At 41.4% G+C, this 19,281-nt stretch carries 17 protein-coding genes and 1 riboswitch; of the genes, 14 read left to right on the forward strand and 3 right to left on the reverse strand.

Features of this window, described 5'->3' with window-relative positions; genetic code table 11:
- Positions 1 to 26: 26 nt before the first annotated feature.
- Complete coding sequence (locus AABM38_RS05960; RefSeq protein ID WP_423409570.1) at positions 27 to 1,157, reverse strand: histidine kinase N-terminal domain-containing protein; 1,131 nt, start codon at positions 1,155 to 1,157, stop codon at positions 27 to 29.
- 273 nt (positions 1,158 to 1,430) lie between these two features.
- A riboswitch (TPP riboswitch) is annotated at positions 1,431 to 1,537 on the forward strand.
- 107 nt (positions 1,538 to 1,644) lie between these two features.
- On the opposite strand from AABM38_RS05960, the gene thiT reads away from it, so the two are divergent.
- From thiT to AABM38_RS05985, 5 genes are all read left to right on the forward strand, one after another.
- Positions 1,645 to 2,244 (forward strand): energy-coupled thiamine transporter ThiT, encoded by a 600-nt coding sequence (thiT, locus tag AABM38_RS05965; RefSeq protein ID WP_423409571.1) that lies wholly within the window; start codon positions 1,645 to 1,647, stop codon positions 2,242 to 2,244.
- Between the two features lie 332 nt (positions 2,245 to 2,576).
- Positions 2,577 to 2,801: a FeoA family protein gene (locus AABM38_RS05970; protein WP_335378643.1), complete on the forward strand. Its 225-nt coding sequence runs from the start codon at positions 2,577 to 2,579 to the stop codon at positions 2,799 to 2,801.
- The gene (gene feoB / locus AABM38_RS05975; protein WP_423409572.1) at positions 2,798 to 4,810 is read left to right on the forward strand and encodes a ferrous iron transport protein B; all 2,013 of its coding nucleotides are present in this window, start codon (positions 2,798 to 2,800) and stop codon (positions 4,808 to 4,810) included. Before AABM38_RS05970 ends, feoB begins: the two co-directional genes overlap by 4 nt.
- A 16-nt stretch (positions 4,811 to 4,826) precedes the next feature.
- On the forward strand, positions 4,827 to 5,045 hold the full coding sequence (locus AABM38_RS05980) for a FeoB-associated Cys-rich membrane protein (protein ID WP_423409573.1): 219 nt from the start codon (positions 4,827 to 4,829) through the stop codon (positions 5,043 to 5,045).
- A gap of 212 nt (positions 5,046 to 5,257) precedes the next feature.
- Positions 5,258 to 5,716, forward strand: a complete 459-nt coding sequence (locus AABM38_RS05985; protein WP_423409574.1) for a helix-turn-helix transcriptional regulator — start codon at positions 5,258 to 5,260, stop codon at positions 5,714 to 5,716.
- A 196-nt stretch (positions 5,717 to 5,912) separates the two neighbouring features.
- On the opposite strand, the gene AABM38_RS05990 is transcribed toward AABM38_RS05985, so the two are convergent.
- Complete coding sequence (locus tag AABM38_RS05990; protein ID WP_423409575.1) at positions 5,913 to 6,431, reverse strand: universal stress protein; 519 nt, start codon at positions 6,429 to 6,431, stop codon at positions 5,913 to 5,915.
- Positions 6,432 to 6,610: 179 nt separating this feature from the next.
- Here AABM38_RS05990 and AABM38_RS05995 point away from each other — a divergent pair, with 179 nt between their 5' ends.
- Together AABM38_RS05995 and AABM38_RS06000 are read left to right on the forward strand one after the other, a co-directional pair.
- The gene (locus tag AABM38_RS05995) at positions 6,611 to 6,802 is read left to right on the forward strand and encodes a hypothetical protein (protein WP_423409576.1); all 192 of its coding nucleotides are present in this window, start codon (positions 6,611 to 6,613) and stop codon (positions 6,800 to 6,802) included.
- A gap of 380 nt (positions 6,803 to 7,182) precedes the next feature.
- Positions 7,183 to 9,630: a transglycosylase domain-containing protein gene (locus AABM38_RS06000; protein ID WP_423409577.1), complete on the forward strand. Its 2,448-nt coding sequence runs from the start codon at positions 7,183 to 7,185 to the stop codon at positions 9,628 to 9,630.
- Between the two features lie 759 nt (positions 9,631 to 10,389).
- On the opposite strand, the gene AABM38_RS06005 is transcribed toward AABM38_RS06000, so the two are convergent.
- Positions 10,390 to 10,713, reverse strand: coding sequence for an HPr family phosphocarrier protein (locus tag AABM38_RS06005; RefSeq protein ID WP_423409578.1), 324 nt, complete (start codon positions 10,711 to 10,713; stop codon positions 10,390 to 10,392).
- Between the two features lie 205 nt (positions 10,714 to 10,918).
- On the opposite strand from AABM38_RS06005, the gene iadA reads away from it, so the two are divergent.
- From iadA to AABM38_RS06040, 7 genes are all read left to right on the forward strand, one after another.
- Positions 10,919 to 12,094: a beta-aspartyl-peptidase gene (gene iadA / locus AABM38_RS06010; protein WP_423409579.1), complete on the forward strand. Its 1,176-nt coding sequence runs from the start codon at positions 10,919 to 10,921 to the stop codon at positions 12,092 to 12,094.
- Between the two features lie 127 nt (positions 12,095 to 12,221).
- The gene (locus AABM38_RS06015; protein ID WP_423409580.1) at positions 12,222 to 13,505 is read left to right on the forward strand and encodes an MFS transporter; all 1,284 of its coding nucleotides are present in this window, start codon (positions 12,222 to 12,224) and stop codon (positions 13,503 to 13,505) included.
- A 232-nt stretch (positions 13,506 to 13,737) separates the two neighbouring features.
- The gene (gene sigY / locus AABM38_RS06020; protein ID WP_423409581.1) at positions 13,738 to 14,289 is read left to right on the forward strand and encodes an RNA polymerase sigma factor SigY; all 552 of its coding nucleotides are present in this window, start codon (positions 13,738 to 13,740) and stop codon (positions 14,287 to 14,289) included.
- Positions 14,255 to 14,602, forward strand: a complete 348-nt coding sequence (locus AABM38_RS06025; protein ID WP_423409582.1) for a YxlC family protein — start codon at positions 14,255 to 14,257, stop codon at positions 14,600 to 14,602. Before sigY ends, AABM38_RS06025 begins: the two co-directional genes overlap by 35 nt.
- Positions 14,599 to 14,817 carry a sigma-Y antisigma factor component gene (locus tag AABM38_RS06030; protein WP_423409583.1) on the forward strand — a complete coding sequence of 73 codons (219 nt, stop codon included), beginning with the start codon at positions 14,599 to 14,601 and terminating at the stop codon, positions 14,815 to 14,817. The genes AABM38_RS06025 and AABM38_RS06030 overlap by 4 nt, the downstream gene beginning before the upstream one ends.
- 478 nt (positions 14,818 to 15,295) lie before the next feature.
- On the forward strand, positions 15,296 to 17,053 hold the full coding sequence (locus AABM38_RS06035) for an ABC transporter ATP-binding protein (RefSeq protein WP_423409584.1): 1,758 nt from the start codon (positions 15,296 to 15,298) through the stop codon (positions 17,051 to 17,053).
- Positions 17,050 to 19,062 (forward strand): ABC transporter ATP-binding protein, encoded by a 2,013-nt coding sequence (locus tag AABM38_RS06040; RefSeq protein WP_423409585.1) that lies wholly within the window; start codon positions 17,050 to 17,052, stop codon positions 19,060 to 19,062. Before AABM38_RS06035 ends, AABM38_RS06040 begins: the two co-directional genes overlap by 4 nt.
- The last annotated feature ends 219 nt before the right edge of the window (positions 19,063 to 19,281 follow it).

Raw genomic sequence — 19,281 nt, forward strand, 5'->3', positions numbered from 1 at the left:
TCACTAACATGTTCGATTATTTAAAATTAGATTTCAATTGGAGTGAGTGGCAGCAAAATGATAAAAGATGTTTTTTCAGGTTCTGATGAACATGCAAGGATCCCTTTATGCTTTTCAATAATTTCCCTGCAGACGAAAAGACCCAAGCCGGTTCCAAGGGTTTTTGTTGTGACAAAAGGTTCGAATATCGTCTTCAGCAAATTGTCAGGAATCACTGGCCCGTTATTGGCAATTTCTAATTTTATATGAGTGTCATTCACGAAAAATCCCTTGATTTCAATTTTTGGATCATCCCGGTATTGGCTTAAAACATCAATGGCGTTGAAGATAATGTTGATGAGTACCTGTCTGATTTCATCCGCATAACCGAATAATTCCATGTCATCTGAGACATTCTTGACAATCCGGACATTCGTATCAAGGATACTTGGATAAAGGAAATTTAATACTTCATCGATCATTTTGTTCAAGGAGAATAGACTCTTCTCTTTTCCAATCAGTTCTTTTTTCGATAAAAGCAGAAATTGGGAAATGCGGAAATTCAATTGCTCTAATTCACTAGATATGATATCCAGATACTTCATTTCGGGATGATCTGATTTTAAAAGCTGGATGAATCCCTGAATTGAAGTTAATGGGTTTCGAAATTCATGAATAAAACTCGAGGTCATTTGTCCAAGCAATGTCAATCTGTCCTTATGTGTTGAATCAATGAATTGGTTTTTTTCCTCGATGATTTTATTTTTTTGTTCATTGTAATAGGATACTGCGTAATATAGGAAAGTATCAAAGCAATAGTTGATTCTATCAATTGTGCCTTGGAGTTCTTCCCATTCCATATTCAGTTTGTGCAAATGCTTGTAAATAACAGAACGCCCGGAGTTCACGTTAAATACAAAATCTCCAATATTGATATCAGAGCGTACTCGTTCCTCTCCGACGGTAAACGCTATTTTTTGAAGATGTTCATCAAGCTCTTCATTCGTTTTAGTAAAGACTGACAAAATAATAGCGTACATTTCTTCAGCATTCTTATTTATTTTTTGCTTATATGGATCGTCTTCAGATACGATTATATTTTCATTCCAATCAGCAATCAGAATTTCTTTTTCACTAGTCAGGAAGCTAAGCAATCTGTTTTGTGTTATTGGCAGCATTTTTTTAAGTCCCCCAGTTTAACTTTTCCGTTTCTAAAACATTCGTTGAAGAATCGCAAATCCCTTTGTCGAAAATTAAGAAGATGCGGAGAAACACGTCGAACAGGCAAAAATGTGACAAAAGACCGAGTTTTTTATCAGATGTCAGGGAGTTTTGTCTGTGTAGATATTCGACATTCTCGCGCTAGTTTATCTGGTTTAACCGAATTTTACTAAAAGATTTTACTTGTTATTAACCATTAGAAATAGTATATTCATAGGTGAGAAATTAAATATGACCACAAGGGGAGCTGCAAATTGCAGCTGAGAGTGAGCGGCCGAGTTCTTACCCTTTGAACCTGTTAGTTAATGCTAGCGTAGGAATGTGGATGCGATAGGAAAGCAATCATGGGAATCCTATATCGATCCCCTGATTGCTTTTTTTGTTTCTGAAGCAGAAAAGGCGTGTTGGAAACGGACCTCATTCTGAAAAGAAGGAGGAACAAAGATGAAACAAAAACAAACTTTATTTTTAGTGGAAGTTGCCGTATTTTCCGCTCTGGCTTATTTGCTGGATCTATTTTCAGGATTTTTATTTTCAAGGATTTGGCCACAAGGAGGATCTGTATCCATTGCGATGGTACCTGTTTTCCTAATGGCATTCCGCTGGGGAATTAAAGGCGGAGTTCTTACAGGCTTTTTATTTGGACTTTTACAATTCATTCTTGGAATGTCACAAATTTACCATCCGGTACAAGGAATACTTGATTATCTCGTTGCCTTTGCGCTGCTGGGATTGGCAGGTTTATTCGCGGCTCAAGTAAAAGCCAGCATGCAAGACGGGAAAAAGAATAAATGGATGGCTTTTGTCATAGCAGGCACCTTTATTGGCAGTGCGCTTCGCTTTATTTCGCACTTTCTTTCAGGCTGGATTTTCTTCGGAAGCTATGCACCTAAAGGACAGTCAGCGTGGCTATATTCCTTTATTTACAATGGCACATATATGCTGCCAAGCATGATTTTAAGTGCCGTTGTAGTCATTCTTGTTATTAGCGCAGCACCTTCAAGAATGGTTCAATTTGCAGATGTAAGCAAAAAAACAATGTAACAAAGTAAGGAGAGCTGGAAAGCTCTTCTTTTTTGTATCCCTATATATACCTATAAAGGTATATAATCTTATTAAGGGATGAAATTCAACAACTGTAAAAAAATTTGTCAATCATATGAAGATTTCACTAAAAACATCTATTAAAGCCTTTTTTGTGATTTACGTCACAGTGATGAATCCACCTTATTGATTAAATAAAGATAATCATTCTCAATTAAATGCTATTTACCATTCCACTTGAACAATTTTAGTGTTAAAATTAATTAACAAAGAGAATCATTCTCAATTAACTTTATTATAAAACTTTCAATATACAAAAAAAGGTGATGGCGATGCTTGGAAAACTTAAGGCTGGTGAAAAGGGCCGGATCTTGAATATTGCTGGTGCTGACAAATTTGTCAGGAGAAGATTACTGGATTTAGGAATTGCGGATGGTGCTGAAGTATGCGTGAAGTGCATTATGCCTTTTGGTGGTCCGGTTATGGTAGAGTCCTGCGGCCAATGCATTGGAATCCGCAGGAAAGAGGCACTTAGAATCGAAGTGGAGCGAGTATGATGAACATTGCGCTCATTGGGAATCCCAATACAGGCAAAACTTCACTATTTAATAATTTAACAGGTTCATATGAATATGTTGGCAACTGGAGCGGTGTAACCGTTGAGAAAAAAATAGGTTTATTTAAAAATAGCAAAGATCAGCTGATTGATCTTCCAGGTGTCTACACACTTAATCCGCTCTCGAAGGATGAAGGAGTCGTCACGAATTTTTTTCTGAACGAACCGATTCAAAAATTGCTTAATATCCTGGATGCTTCACAGTTAAGGAGAAATCTCCACCTCACCCTCCAGCTTATGGAATATGGCGCTCCTGTCATTATTGGGTTGAATATGCTGGATGTTGCTAAAAACCGCGGCATAAAAATTGATATTGATAAACTTTCTGAAGCCCTTGGCGTGACAGTAGCTCCAGTAGTGGCAAGGACCGGAAAAGGATGCGATGAGCTCGCTGAAATGGTGACAGGCAAATTTGTCCGTAGCGGAAAGGCAAACCTCGTATACTATGGAAAAGCCATCGAGGATGGAATCCTTAAAATGGCCGCCATGTTGGACGGGCGGACAAATCTTCCCGTACGCTGGCTGGCACTGCAGTTGTTCGAAGGTAACCAGTATGTGAAAAGTTATCTGGAAAATGAACTGGCTATAGAAGGGTTGGATGCCCTTATCGACTCTGTTTCAGCCTCTCATGCAAGGACTTCAGGTGACAGTCAAGCACTTGACCAGGTCATTCATCGAAAAAGAAGTGAAACAATAGACAATATTGTTTCAGCTTCAAGCTCAAAGAATGATCATCTGAAAGTTCCGTTGACCGAGAAGGTTGATATGGTCGTAACGAATAAATTTCTGGGTATACCAATCTTTTTATTGTTGATGTATGTCATGTTCATGCTGACCTTTGATTGGCTGGGCTTCCCATTGTCAGATGTATTGGATTCACTTTTATCAGGTCCGGTAACATCCGGAATTTCGGCTGCACTAGCCGCGGCAGGAGCTGCACCTTTCATCAAGGACCTAATTCTTGATGGCATTGTTGCGGGGGTAGGAGGAGTACTTGTATTTGTCCCGCAAATCTTCATTTTATTTTTCTTTATATCGCTGCTTGAAGACTCAGGGTATATGGCCCGCGTAGCACTTGTTATGGATCGCCTGATGGAATCAGTAGGCCTGAATGGAAAAGCATTTATTCCTATGATGATAGGATTTGGCTGCAATGTACCTGGAATTATGGCAGCAAGGACAATCGAGACGCCAAAGGAGAGATTGATGACGATTCTTTTGACGCCATTGATGTCCTGTTCAGCCCGCCTGCCTGTATATGCTTTGTTCGTGGGAGCATTTTTCGTAGAGCAAAAGGCATTGGTCGTATTAAGTTTGTATGTTTTAGGTGTCGTGGTCGCACTGGTACTCGCTAAGGTGTTCTCAAAGACGCTGTTAAAGGGTGAAACTTCGGTTTTTGTCATAGAATTGCCGCCATACCGCCTGCCCCAGGCACGAGCTCTCTGGAGGAGCACATGGGATAAGGGGAAGGGTTTCGTGAAAAAAGCTGGTACATTCATCTTTGCAGGCTCTGTGCTCATTTGGCTGCTGGCATATGCAGGTCCCGATGGCTTGAATGTCAGTATGGAGAGCAGTTATTTGGCCGCAATTGGCAGCATTTTTGCACCACTATTTGGACCGATCGGCTTTGGAACCTGGCAAGCAAGCGCGTCCTTGATTACAGGCTTTCTTGCAAAAGAAGCAATCATTTCGACCATGAATATCATTTATTTTGTTCCAGATGAAGCAAGCTTGCAGGGCTTGCTGGCTGTCCATTATACTCCGCTGGCAGCTTACAGTTTCATGGTCTTCATCCTGCTGTATATCCCTTGTCTGGCAACAACAGCTACCATTTACAAGGAAACTGGTTCGAAGAGATGGACAGCCTTTTCAATCGGCTATGCACTCTTTATCGCTTATCTATTATCATTGGCCATTTACCAAGGCGGCAAGATGATAGGCCTTAGCTAAGAAGGGGGAAACAGAAGTGTTAGTGAACATTATAATTGGTGGAGCCATTTTCAGTTATGCCGGCTGGGCATTCTACCGCTTCATCCAAAAATCAAAAGAAGGCAAATGCGCAGCATGCTCGATTCAAAGTTCATGCACCAGCAATTGTAGCGTCGTGCCGGAAAAAAAGCTAAATGATCGATCAGGAATGCGCATCAACGCATTCCTTTTTTTTATGGGATTATTTCATGTATAAACTTTCTATTCGACAAGGGCAAGTTGCGCAATTAAACAGCCAAGTCTATTACTCCCTTAAGATTAGTAAATCAATTTGCAAGCCTTGGAAATAAAACCAATAAGGGTATAATGACTTCAATTAAAATACTTTTCGTTTTCAGTAAAAAATATTTTGAAATTCAACAAATCAAGTGTAAAATTACACTAAAAGAACTTAAGGGAATGAAGCTGATGACGAGAGATGAAATCATCCAAAGGGTTTCTGAAAAAGTAAGGGTGCTTAGAGCGGAAGTTGGCTATACCCAGGATAAAATGGCTGAGATTATAGGCCTTTCTAAAAAGACACTTGTCCAAATTGAAAAGGGCAGGGCTCAGGCTGGCTGGTCTACAGTCGTGACAATTTGCGCTCTGTTCAGGGAGACAGAGACAATCCAATTTTTATTTGGCAATGAACCTTTAGAAGTGCTGGAAACCATTGCACATGAGGGTACAGATTATCGGAAGGAAAAAACGCTTGGCGGCAAAGTTTGGTGGCGGGAAGTTGAACGGGCTGGCGGTTTTGTAATGCAGCAAAACATACTCAGCCAGCATTTCAGAATTTTGGATCAAGATGATTTCCGTATTTTCAGCAGTTTTGAGGAACAGGAAACGAAAGAACGCCTCATGGAACTTTCTTCAGAACTTAAATAAAGGCTCTGTTAAAACTGAATTTTGATATTTAACCTCTGTTGATTGTAGTGGAAGGCGCGTAGACTCCTGCGGGCGCAGCGCCAACCCCGCGGAAAGCGAAGCGCCTTGAACGAAAATCAACAGCCTTGTTTAACAGAGCTTATATATAAGTAGTGAAAAAAGCCGGATGACTGTGCATCCGGCTTTTTAGTATACGTTATTTTGCGATCATTACATGGCAAGGTGCATTATTGGCAACCTTCTGGCTGACACCGCCAAGCAGTTTGCGTTTAAGGCCTCCGCTGCCTGACTGGCCGATGATGACCAAATCAGCCTTAATCTCATTTGCATAGTCACATATGCTCTCGGCAGGATTTCCTTCAAGAACCGTATAGTCAGGATCTATATTAAGTGAAATAAGTTCCGTTTTAGCATTGTCAAAAGCTTGTTCGGAGCTATTGGTAATAATGGCATGCTCTGATTTATCGATCGAACCCTGCTCAAACGCAAGAGGAGGAACCTGAATGCCATCTGCAGGAAAATTATTGATAGGCAGAGGTTCAACTGGCCGTTCGGCAGACTCCACCGTTTCCGTTCTCATTTTCTCCTCAAAAACATGGGCAACAAATAATTGGCCGTCCGACAGCTTTCCCATCAGTTCCTTTGCCAGCTGCAAGGCTTTTTTGCTGCCAGTGGAATCATCATAAGCGAGCAGCACTCTCTTTATTTCTGCCATATCTATCACCCTCCAAAAAAATTTAGCTTCTTCCTGTTTTATACCCTTATTTAAAAGAAAAAATCATGCAGCCAAAATTTTCAGCGGGACCCTCAAAAACTCTCACAAACTGGCGAAATTTGTAATAAAAGATTTGTAGTTCTTTATTATTAAAAAAGTAGGGAAGAGAAGTGACATGAATGGTTTTTGATACACAGAAGTCCATCCATCCGACTATTCGCAAATGTCTTCAGCATCTTGAGATCATCAAAGCGGATGATAAGACGAAGCAACTCGTTTACATGTATATGGAAACACTTCTTCGAGAACGGGATAGCGAATTAGCAGTACACCAGGAAATGGAAGAAGAACTGCCGATTCAAAGCCAATAGGAACCAATCGACCTATATGATCGATTGGTTTTTTTATGTTTTTTTAATGCCTGTTTTTTAAAACATTGAAAGTTAAATGGATAGAATAAAAGCGGCAACGCATGCCAAAAACAACCTTTTAAACGCAGCTATGGCAAAATTCTACCGTTCGAGAAAAATCTCTTCGTTGAAAGGCCAGTTTGGCTTTGTGATTACAAACCATCCATAAAAATACTCTCATTGTGTCTTTTTTCGCTGATATCAGGCAATATGTGTTAATTCCTTTTAAAACTGGGTAAAAGAAAGTGTCATATTTATAAACTATTTTTAAAAGGTTGGGGTGCTCAGTGAGCAAAAATTCAATAGCAACAAGTTTTCTTAGAGGCTGGAAACGGCTACATATGAATCAAGTGCTGGTTTTGTCCGTTTCGACAGCTGTTTTGGCTTTTTTAAGCTTTTTTCATGTTTTTTCAGAGGGTGCTGATATCAGTGCTCTAAATGATGACTTGGCTCAGCCTACAATCATCTATGATGCAAACGGAGAAGTGGCAAGTAAGATTTCAGCATTAAAAAATGAAGGGGTTAAGATTGAAGAAGTTCCTGATCATGTGAAAAATGCTGTAGTCGCAATTGAAGATCACCGATTTTATGAGCATGATGGAGTAGACCTTGTTGGTATTTCAAGAGCTTTTGTCAAAAATATAAAAGCTGGTTCAGTGGTTGAAGGCGGCAGTACGATCACTCAGCAGTTAACAAAAAATGCTTTATTGTCTACCGAAAAGACGTATAAACGAAAGCTTGAGGAGTTTTTCCTTGCGAGGGAAATCGAGAAGCAATATTCAAAAGATGAAATCATGCAAATGTACTTAAACCGCATTTATTTTGGGAATGGTTCTTGGGGGATAAAGCGGGCAGCGATGGGGTATTTCGGTAAAGATGTAAAGGAATTAAGCATCAGCGAAGCAGCTACCATTGCAGGTTTAATCAAGGCTCCATCGTCTTTGGATCCTTATAAAAACTATGATAAGGCAATGGAAAGAAGAGATGTGGTGCTTCAGATGATGAAGACCAATGGATTCATAACCGATAAGGAGTACAAAAAGGCAGTGGCCGAGAAGGTTGTGCTAAATGAGGATGGCGGAGATCCGTTGCGCGGTCAATATCCATATTACTTAGATCACGTCATCGATGAAGCAATTTCAAAATATGGTCTTACCCAGGAGGATATCTTAACTGGAGGACTGCAAATTTATACTGAGCTGGATGTAACAATGCAATCAGCTGTAGAAGCTACTTATGCCAAGGATGAAATTTTCCCTAAAGGGACTGATAACCAGATCGTCCAAAGCGGCGCTGCTTTAATCGATCCTAAATCAGGTGGTATCCGTGCCCTGGTTGGCGGCCGAGGTGAACATGTATTCCGTGGATACAATCGGGCAACCCAATTAAAAGCACAGCCTGGTTCAGCAATGAAACCTCTGGCAGTATATGCCCCGGCAATTGAAGAAGGCTGGGATGTAACAGATATGCTTAAAGATGAAGAATTAGATTTACAAGACTATAAACCTGAAAACTATAATGGTGAATATAAAGGCGAAGTGCCAATGTATGAAGCATTAAAGGATTCCCTTAACGTTCCTGCTGTATGGCTATTAAATGAAATAGGAATCGTTAATGGAATGAAGTCGGTTAATAAGTTTGGCATCAAACTTGATCCACAAAAGGACCGTCAGCTGGGTCTCGCGCTGGGCGGACTAAATACTGGTGTCTCACCAGTAGACATGGCAGATGCCTATTCAGCATTTGCAAATTCAGGTGAGCGTCATGAAGCGCATGCCATTACGAAAATAACGGATAAAGAAGGCAATACTATCGCTGAATGGAAAGGTAAGAAAAGCCAGGCGATTTCTAAAGAAACAGCCCAAAAAATGACGACCATGCTGTTAGGCGTCGTCGAAGAAGGAACTGGTAAAGGCGCAAAAATTCCAGGCCGTGAATTAGCAGGAAAAACAGGTTCTACCCAAGTACCTATTGAGGGCATTGATGGTACAAAGGATCAATGGTTTGTTGGTTATACACCACAGCTAGTTGGGGCTGTTTGGGTGGGATATGACAAAACCGACAAAAATCATTACTTAACCACGACAAGCAGTGAAGGAGCGGCGCTTGTTTTCAAGGACTTTATGTCTGAGGCTTTGAAAGATACCAAGGCAGTTTCATTCAATGTACCTGATATATCGAAGTATGTTGAGGAACAGAAAAAAGCAAAGCGGGCAAAAACCGTAAAAGAACTTGAAGAAAGAATGAAGAAAGAATCTGAAAAACTAAAGAAGCAGTGGGAAAAAGCGAAAGAAAAGGTAAAAGGAAAGAAAGAAGATGAGTCTGAAACGAAAGAAAAGAAAAAAGATACCACTGACACCACCCAGACTGGAGGCAGTGGAGGCGGAGACGACAGTGGCAATACAGGAGATACTGGAGGTACAGGAGGAGATACCGGTGGAACTGGAGGCACTGGCGACACAGGAGGAGATACCGGTGGAACTGGAGGCACAGGTGACACAGGAGGAGATACCGGTGGAACTGGAGGCACAGGAGGAGATACCGGTGGAACTGGAGGCACGGGTGACACAGGAGGAGATACCGGTGGAACTGGAGGCACGGGAGACACGGGTGGAGATACCGGTGGAACTGGAGGCACGGGAGACACGGGTGGAGATACCGGTGGAACTGGAGGCACAGGTGACACAGGAGGAGATACCGGTGGAACTGGAGGCACAGGTGACACAGGAGGAGATACCGGCGGAACTGGAGGCACTGGCGACACTGGTGGAACCGGGAATGGAAATTAAGGAAATACTAAAGATGATGGCAGCACCTCATGATAGATTTAGAGATAGCAGTCATGATCAGTCTCTTTGGTTAAATAGATAGTTTCCAATAAAGTGCAGGCGTGAATTCAAAAGAGAATTCACGCCTGTTTTTTATCCTGTCACCTTCAAAGGCAGGCATTTAAGAGGTCATATTAGTGATCAGTTTTTCTAGTTTTTGTAATTCCAGGTAACCAAGAAACCGTATTGGTGACCGCATTTTCCTAATTCTTGTAATTTCACATATCCAAGAGACCGTATTGGTTACCGAATCCACCTATTTTTTGGGATATCGCATTTCCAAGAGGTCGTATTGGTGATCATATTCACCTAATTTTTGGAATTGAACATATCCAAGAGGTCATATTGATGATCTTTTTTTCCTGTTTTTGGGATTTAGCGTATCCAAGAAGTCATATTGGTGGTCAGTTTTTCTATTTTTTGTAATTCCATGTAACCAAGAGGCCATCTCGATACCCTGTTGTTTATCCAATTTTTATGCCAAGCCATCAAAAGTCCTTATTGGTGGTGTTCATTTAGAAGAAAATAAAAAAGACTGCAGGCAAACTCATTTTCATCCGAGTTTGTCTACAGTCTGACTTGCTTGTATAAATGCAGCTTTATTAAATGGATATTATAGCATTCGCATTAAAAATCCAATTACAACGATAGCACCGACTACCATTAAAATAGTTCTTACCATGAAATTTCACCTCTATATCTCTAAAATATAATTTATTATTAAATCTGAAATGACTCAGAAGACTCTAGAAGCTGTTTACGGTTAACCCGCAATAGAGAAGCTTCGTTTGTGAGCAATTTCGTCAATTGATCTAATTGCGGTTCTACATCTGTGCCTTCCATAATAATTTTTAAAGTTGTGTTTGGTTCAACTGTCAACAGGAAGGAAACAAGCTTTGATAAAGAGGTAGCTTCCACTGCTTTTTGACGGCTGTATAAATAAGTAGTGCCATTTAATTTTTTAGCTGCCTGATAAATTTCCAGCATCTTTTTCATTGTGAACCTTTTTTGTACCATAACATTTGAAGACATGATTTCTTTCATATATATAAACTCCTTTATCGCGCGTTTTTATTTTATTAGGTTAATAGAATATTACCCCGTCCTTTAGAATTGAAAACCTTTATTAAGCAGATTGGGCTAAGTTGGCAACAGAGCAGTCAATCAGTCAGGAATCAATTTGCAGTTTCTCCCGTCTGTATTATGATGGAATAAATACATATTTTAATTGTTAAGAGGTGTGGATGGAATGTTGACGCTTATTAAAAATGGCGAAATTTTTGCTCCTGAATACTTAGGTAAAAAGGATCTTTTAATCGTAAATAATAAAATAGGCTACATTGAAGATGAAATCCCGGTACCTGAAAGGTTCGTGGATATTAAAGTGATTGAAGCGGCAGGTATGTATATCGTTCCAGGCTTCATTGATTCCCACGTACATATAATGGGGGGCGGCGGAGAAGGCAGCTATAGGACGAGGACACCTGAACTTCAATTGACGGATGCCACCCTTTCCGGCATCACAACACTTGTCGGTGTTATTGGCACAGACGGAACTACGAGGACGATGCCAAGTTTGATAGCAAAAGCTCGTGCTCTTGAAGAAGAAGGGATCACCTGTTATGTCCACACAGGTTCCTATCAGGTACCGGTCAAGACGCTGACGGACAAAATAGAAGATGACCTTATCCTGATTGATAAAATTATCGGTGTTGGAGAAATCGCGATTGCAGATCATCGTTCTTCCCAGCCGACTTACGAAGAAATAGCGAAGATTGCATCTGCAGCAAGAATTGGCGGCATGCTTTCTGGTAAGGCTGGAATAGTGAATGTACATGTTGGTGACAGCTACGACCATCTTAAGGTAATTGAAGAGGTTGTTGATAAGACGGATATTCCAATCCGCCAATTCCATCCAACCCACATTAATCGGAATCCGCATTTATTTGAAACAGGGATTGAATATGCCAAAAAGGGCGGCTATGTAGATTTCACGACCAGCTCTATACCAAAATTTTTAGAAGAAGGCGAAGTTAAATGCAGCCTTGGTCTGAGAAAAATGCTTGAGCAGGGTGTTGATATATCGCAAATCACCTTCACATCAGATGGCCAGGCAAGTCTGCCTGATTTTAATAAAGACGGCGACTTGATTGGACTTAAGATTGGAAAAGTATTTTCCCTTTATCAAGAAGTAAAAGATGCAGTACAACAAGAAGGCATCGAGATTAGTACAGCATTACGAGTCATCACGCAAAACCCTGCAGCGATCCTTAAACTTCAGCAAAAAGGGAAAGTTGAAGCAGGGAAGGATGCTGATCTTGTCTTGCTTAATAAGACAGATTTATCGATACAGTCTGTCATGGCCCTGGGGAAAATGATGGTGGAGAATGGGAAGCCTGTTGTAAAAGGGACATTTGAGGATTAAGTAACTAGGGCTAAGGTCAAATGAGACTCAGTCTTAGGATGGAGAATCAAACGGTCAAGAGATGCTTATTTTTTCCATTAAATCTCTTTATTATAGAGATAACAAATGAAAATAAGGGGTATACGAAATGAAAAAATTTGCGGAGATTTTCCGGAACAGGAGTTTTACAAAATTATTCCTGGCCAATTTCACTTCCCAGATGGGAAGTACGATCGGGTTAACCGCGTTTATGTTTTTCCTGCTTGACCGTTTTAGCACTCAGCCAGTATACGCTACAATTACAGAGCTGATGTATTCCTTGCCCATGCTTGCTGTTTTCTTTTTAATTGGTGTCCTCGCAGACCGGATGGACCGGCAAAAAATCGCGGTGTACTGCGACTGGATCAGTGCCGGATTATCCTTGTTGCTGATTGCGTCCATTTTTATAGGATGGATGCCGTTTGTTTTCGGGGTCTTATTTTTGAGAAGTGCGATACAAAAATTCTTTTTTCCAGCAGAACATGGGATGGTGCAAGGGATTCTGCAAAAGGATGACTATACGACAGCTGCTGGCTTGAACCAGTTAGTGATGAGCCTGTTCATGTTGTTTGGAAATGGCCTTGGAATTCTCGCATATTGGTCAATTGGAATCTATGGAGCGATAATGGTGGATGCCATTTCATTCATAGTAAGCGCCCTGTTAATCCATGCTACAGCTGTTCCAAAGGAAGCCCGTCTGCCCAATGGTGCGCATAAACTAAGTGATTTGAATATTAAGCTGGTTTTTAAAGATTTCCAAAAGGGCTTCAAGTACGTTCTAAGCAGCAAATTGCTGTCTGCTTTGATTATCGGATTTTTCATTTTTGGTATCGTCAATGGCGGATTCTCCGTCATGCCGATTTTTATCCTTAAATATAAGCTTGCACCAGATACTTATGAAGAATATTCGATTGTCATCGGTTTTGTTTTTGGAATTGGCGTTCTGATCGGCAGTTTTATTGCCTCACTGCTTGCACAGAAAATGAAGCTTTACCATTTGATATCGGTTGGATTGATTGTGGCAGGAAGCTTTACCGCATTTGCTTCCCTGCCAAACAATATTGTGCTTTACCTGGCGCTTCTGTTTGTTTCTGCGCTCGCGCTTCCGCTTATCAATATTGGAATTGGCGGGTGGCTTCCGAGCATCATTGATCCAAAGATGATGGGCAGGGTTCAGGGGCTGATCAGCCCACTCAACATGCTGTCGCATTCCTTGACGCTTGCTTTTATTGCATACAGCTTCCCTGCTATCCTCTCGATTGAAATGCTTTATTGGATTGTTGGTGGCTGCCTCGCGATTGTCGGCGTGTTTTACATGATTGTTTTGCCAAAGTTTGCAGAAGAAAATCAAACGACCGTAAAAGAATCTGCCATACAGCAAGGTTCATTATAGAGTTTGAAGGAAAGTCCTGCCGGGACTTTCCTTTTTACTGAGGTGAGGTTCTTTTCTTACAAGGATATTAGTCCCTCAAAAAGAGGTCGAAAAGGAAGAACGATTATTGAAAAACAAAACTGCATAAGAAACTTTGAAAATGTTTTGAACGATTCGTTACATTGAACGTCTAATAGGCAGATAATCTTTTAGAGAGAGAATTTTCGGGGTGCGGGAAAGAGAGGCTTGCTTGATGGATGAGAATGAGTTAATCAGTTTTGCTAAAAAGGGAGACCACCGTGCCTTTGCCATCCTTTTCCGGGAACATTACCCCCTGCTGGTAAAATATCTGATGAAAATTACGATGAATCCTGACCTCGCAGAAGAGTTTGCACAGGGAACGATGGCCAAATGTGTGGAAAAGATTCATTTATTCAATGGGAAATCAAAGTTTTCATCATGGCTGATCAGCATAGCGACAAATCTATATATTGATCAGCATCGCAAGAAAAAGCGGGAGAGAGAATGGAATGAAGGGGAATCTGCGACTCGTAAGCTGCAGTGGTACATGGAATCCAGAAATGAGGAATGGACAGATGCTCTGGCTGCCCTAGCAAAGCTAACGGAGGAAATGAGAATTCCTCTGATTTTAAAACATTATTATGGTTATTCTTATGATGAAATTGGAGAAATCCTGAATATCGCTTCAGGTACTGCGAAGTCAAGAGTCCATCATGGGCTTTTAGCAGTAAGGAAGGAGCTGAAATTAGATGACAGATCGAAACAGGATCTCGCCAAACGATGACCGATTGGACAATGAATTTTTTGAAACCATCAGCCAGCTCAACGAAGGACTTGAAAAATTAGATTCTCTGGATACCTATAGCCCCGGAGAACCATGGTTTGAAAAAATGGTACTCAGTCAGCAGGAACAAATACAGAAAAAGCATCGCCGAGAATTAGGCTGGTTTATTCTAAGCGCTATGTTGATCCTGAGCGCCGTAATTTTTACCTTGGTGGAAGTGCCTCAGCTGTTCATAATTCTTCAAGTGGCTGCAGTAGCGGTGACGGTAATATACAGTTATAAAGGAGCCCGGAAGCAGGTGGATGGCAGATGAATAGCGATTTGACACAAACAGAGACGGTTTTAATGCTTATTTTTGTTCCAGCTATTCTGCTGTCTCAAAGTATTTTTCTTTTTACAAATGCCCGCAAACACGGCCATAATTATTGGCTATGGGGAATTCTTGGATTAATTCAGGCTCCCGTCCCACTGCTCGTTTATTTGATCTTTGCACGGAAAATTCTTCGGAGGGACTCCGATGAACTTTAATGATGAGTCAAAATTTAGAAAAATTAGAATTGACATGACTGCTTGTATGGTGATACCCTTACAAAAGGGAATGGAAAATTAATCTAAATAGGAGGGTTACTGTTATGAACATTGTCAAAATTGCAAGATACGAAAAACTTAATAAACGTAACCTGTCCTTTAAACGATACTGAGTTTTTAATTGTTTTTACTCTGTTCATTCAAAGGCACCGGTTGCGTATTTCACGTGACGTGTGCCTTTTTCTGTCTTTATCAGTTGACTTAAGACATATCGCATGCCGCGGTATGTCTTTTTTTGTTTTCAAGATTCCAGGTCTTAAAGACAGGCAGAGAATGAACTTAACTCTTAATCCAGACCCTTGATAATTTGATCCAGAGGAGGAAAAAAGATGGTATGTGTAAATGTGAAAAAATTAGTAAATGGTGAAAAGCTGGAAAGCGGTTAGTGAAGATTATTGAATAGAAAGGGAGTGTTGGAATGTTATCGGTTTTATCGAAGTTAAGCTGGTTTTTTAAAGAAAACTGGAAGCGTTACAGCGTTGCGATCTCCTTATTGATTTTTGCCGGAGTACTGGATGTGCTTCCGCCAAAGATTGTGGGAATGGCAATCGATTCAATTCAGCTCGGAACGATGACTCAAACCGTCATCTGGAAATATCTAGGCGGACTGTTGCTTGTTACGGTCATATCCTATCTGATCACTTATGTATGGATGTATCAGTTATTTGGCGGGGCATTCCTGATTGAAAGGAAACTCAGGAGCCGCTTTATGAAGCATCTTTTAAAAATGGCTCCGGCATTTTTTGAAAAGAACAGGACCGGTGACTTGATGGCTAGGGCGACAAATGATTTGAAAGCAATATCAGTCACAGCCGGTTTTGGAATCCTGACGATAGTGGACTCAACCTTTTTTATGCTGACGATCCTATTCATGATGGGATTTTTCATCAGCTGGGAGCTCACGCTTGTTTCCATTATCCCTCTGCCGATTATGGCAGTTATGATCAACATTTACGGAAAAAAGATTCATGCGAAATTCACTGCTGCCCAGGATGCTTTTGGGGAGTTGAATGACAGGGTGCTTGAATCGGTTTCAGGAGTGAGAGTCATTCGAGCCTATGTACAGGAAAAGGCGGATGAAGGACGGTTCCATGAACTGACGGAGGATGTATACAGCAAGAATATCGAGGTAGCAAAAATTGATTCCTTGTTCGAGCCGACGATTAAGATTCTTGTAGGTTTAAGCTATTTGATCGGCTTAGGATATGGCGCATATTTAGTATTCCAGCAGAAACTGACTTTGGGTGAGCTAGTCAGCTTTAACGTTTATCTTGGGATGCTCATCTGGCCAATGTTCGCAATCGGAGAGCTTATAAACGTCATGCAGCGCGGTAATGCTTCATTGGACCGCCTGAACGAAACTTTGGCTTATAAAGAGGATGTTGCCGATCCAGTAAAGCCTGTTGAAGGCAACGAGCCTGAATACATTCAGATGTCAGATCTGACCTTTAAGTATCCCTCATCAAAGGTCAATAATCTCGATAATATAAAACTGCATTTAAATCGCGGCGAAACGCTCGGGATTGTCGGCAAGACAGGAAGCGGGAAGACCACTTTAATCAAACAGCTGCTAAGGGAGTACCCTGAGGGCAGCGGAAATCTCCTCGTTTCAGGAGTGCCAATCCAGGAACATAGCCTGAGGCAGACACGCAGCTGGATGGGATATGTTCCCCAAGAGAACATTCTTTTCTCCAGGACTGTAAAAGAGAATATCCTGTTCGGCAACCCATTAGCGACAGATCAGGAGCTCCAGGAAATTATTGATCATGCAGCTTTCCGTAAGGACCTTGAGCTGCTCCCTGAAGGCCTGGAGACACTAGTTGGCGAGAAAGGTGTAGCACTGTCGGGCGGGCAAAAGCAGCGGATTTCGATTGCCCGCGCATTAATCAAGGATCCTGAAATATTGATTCTTGATGACTCACTGTCAGCGGTAGACGCGAAGACCGAGAAAAAAATCATTGATAATATCCGCAGGGAGCGGAACGCAAAAACAACGATCATTACGACACACAGAATGTCTGCAGTTGAGCATGCTGATCAAATTGTCGTCCTTGAAGACGGCCAAATCGTTGAGGAAGGTACGCATCAGCAATTAATGGCTCAGAACGGCTGGTACTGTGAGCAATATATCAGGCAGCAGGCTGAAGCAGTCGAAGAGGAGGTGCACTCCATATGAGTACTGGAAAAAGATTGTTTCAATATGCTTTAAATTATAAAAAAATCATCATCATTGCCTTGGCGATGCTAACGGTAGCCGTTGTCGCAGATCTGGCAGGTCCGTTTATCGCCAAGAAGCTGATTGATGATCATATATTGGGAATTGAATCGGTATGGTATGAAACCGAACCTGGAACGGAATCAGTTGAATATAAAGGCAGCTATTACTCAAAGAATGGATTGGCTGAAGATGCTCAGACTGATGAAGCAGCAAGGATTTTTCAAGTAGGCCGAAATTTCGTGTTCGTAAAGGGTCAGATTGAGTTCGATGGAAAACGCAGCTATGAAAATGGGGTTTTATCGATTAACAAAGGCTCCCAGGCTGCCCAATATGAAGCTGAGGTACTTTCTGGAGATGATTTGCTTGATTTTTACAAACCTGAAATTCCGAACATCTTTAAGCTTCTTGCATTTTACTTTGGGTTGCTGGTGATTGCTTCAATCTTCCAGTATGGGCAGAAATTTTACTTGCAAAAATCAGCGAATCGAATTATCCAAAAGCTGCGCGAGGATGTGTTCAGGCAGATCCAGCGGCTTCCAATCCAGTATTTCGATAATCTTCCGGCCGGGAAGGTTGTTGCCCGTATTACAAATGACACAGAGGCAATCCGTGAATTATATGTAACCGTACTCTCGACATTCTTTACGAGTTTAATCTATATTACTGGTATTTATATTGCTCTATTTATTTTAAATGCGAAGCTTGCGGCCATTTGCTTGGTGTTATTGCCAATCCTGTTTATTTGGGCGAAGCTTTACCGCAAATACGCATCTAAATACAACCATGTTATTCGTTCGCGTGTCAGTGACATAAATGGCATGATCAACGAATCAATCCAGGGTATGAGCATTATCCAGGCTTTCAGCAGGGAAAAGGAAACAAAGCAGGAATTTGAAACTCTTAATAATGAGCATTTCACATTCCAAAATAAATTATTGAATCTTAATTCAACGACTTCGCATAACCTTGTCCAGGTATTGAGAAACCTTGTATTTGTAGCCTTCATCTGGTACTTTGGGGCGCAGGCCATGCAGCCGTCTTCGGTGATTTCCTTAGGGGTACTTTACGCATTTGTTGATTATATCAACCGCTTGTTTAATCCAATCCAGGGAATCGTCAATCAGCTTGCAAACCTGGAACAGGCACTTGTTGCGGGAGAGCGGGTATTTAATCTTATGGATGAGGTGGGAATCGACGTTTCTGAGAAGGAGATTCCACGCTACAAAGGGAACGTCATTTTTGATCATGTTTCCTTCGGATATAAAGAAGGAGAATACGTACTCAAGGATCTATGCTTTGAAGCGAAGCAAGGTGAGACGGTCGCATTAGTCGGCCATACGGGCTCTGGTAAAAGCTCGATCATGAATCTGCTATTCAGGTTTTATGATCCACAAGAAGGCAAAATCCTCATCGATGGGATGGATATTGCCGAGATGCCGAGACAAACGCTTCGTAAGCATATGGGGATTGTCCTCCAAGATCCTTTTTTGTTCACAGGGACGATTGCCTCCAATGTCAGCCTCGATCATCCTGAAATTTCAAGGGAAACTGTCGAAAAGGCACTTGCAAGCGTTGGAGCTGACCGGGTGCTGAAAAATCTCGAAAAGGGCTTCGATGAGCCAGTGATCGAAAAGGGAAGCACATTATCAAGCGGACAGCGGCAGCTCGTTTCTTTTGCAAGGGCACTTGCGTTCGATCCAGCCATATTGATTCTCGATGAAGCGACGTCCAGCATCGACACTGAAACAGAAACGATTATCCAGGAAGCCATGGATATCCTTAAAGAAGGAAGAACCACCTTTATCATTGCCCACAGGCTATCCACTATCCGGAATGCTGACCAGATTCTCGTTCTCGACCGCGGCCGTATCGTGGAAAAGGGCAATCATGACCAATTGATGGAACTGAAAGGAAAGTACTATCAAATGTATCAGCTTCAGCTTGGAAACAAGGTGAAGGCAGGATAGTGAAATTTGCCGCACTCACTTGGTTGGGTGCGGCGTTTTTATTAATCAGCTGAAGAAGACTAGTGTAATGGCCCCCCATCCATATTCACATCATTGTCACAAAAAGTTACGAATTCTCTTTCTGGATTTCTGTGATCATGTGGTAATTTAAAAATAAATGAACAATATCAATCAGGGGGGATAAACATGGAGGACTTAACGGTAACATTAAGCATCGCA

It is taken from the genome of Heyndrickxia sp. MSNUG, from assembly GCF_049532715.1.
GTDB lineage: Bacteria > Bacillota > Bacilli > Bacillales > Cytobacillaceae > Mesobacillus.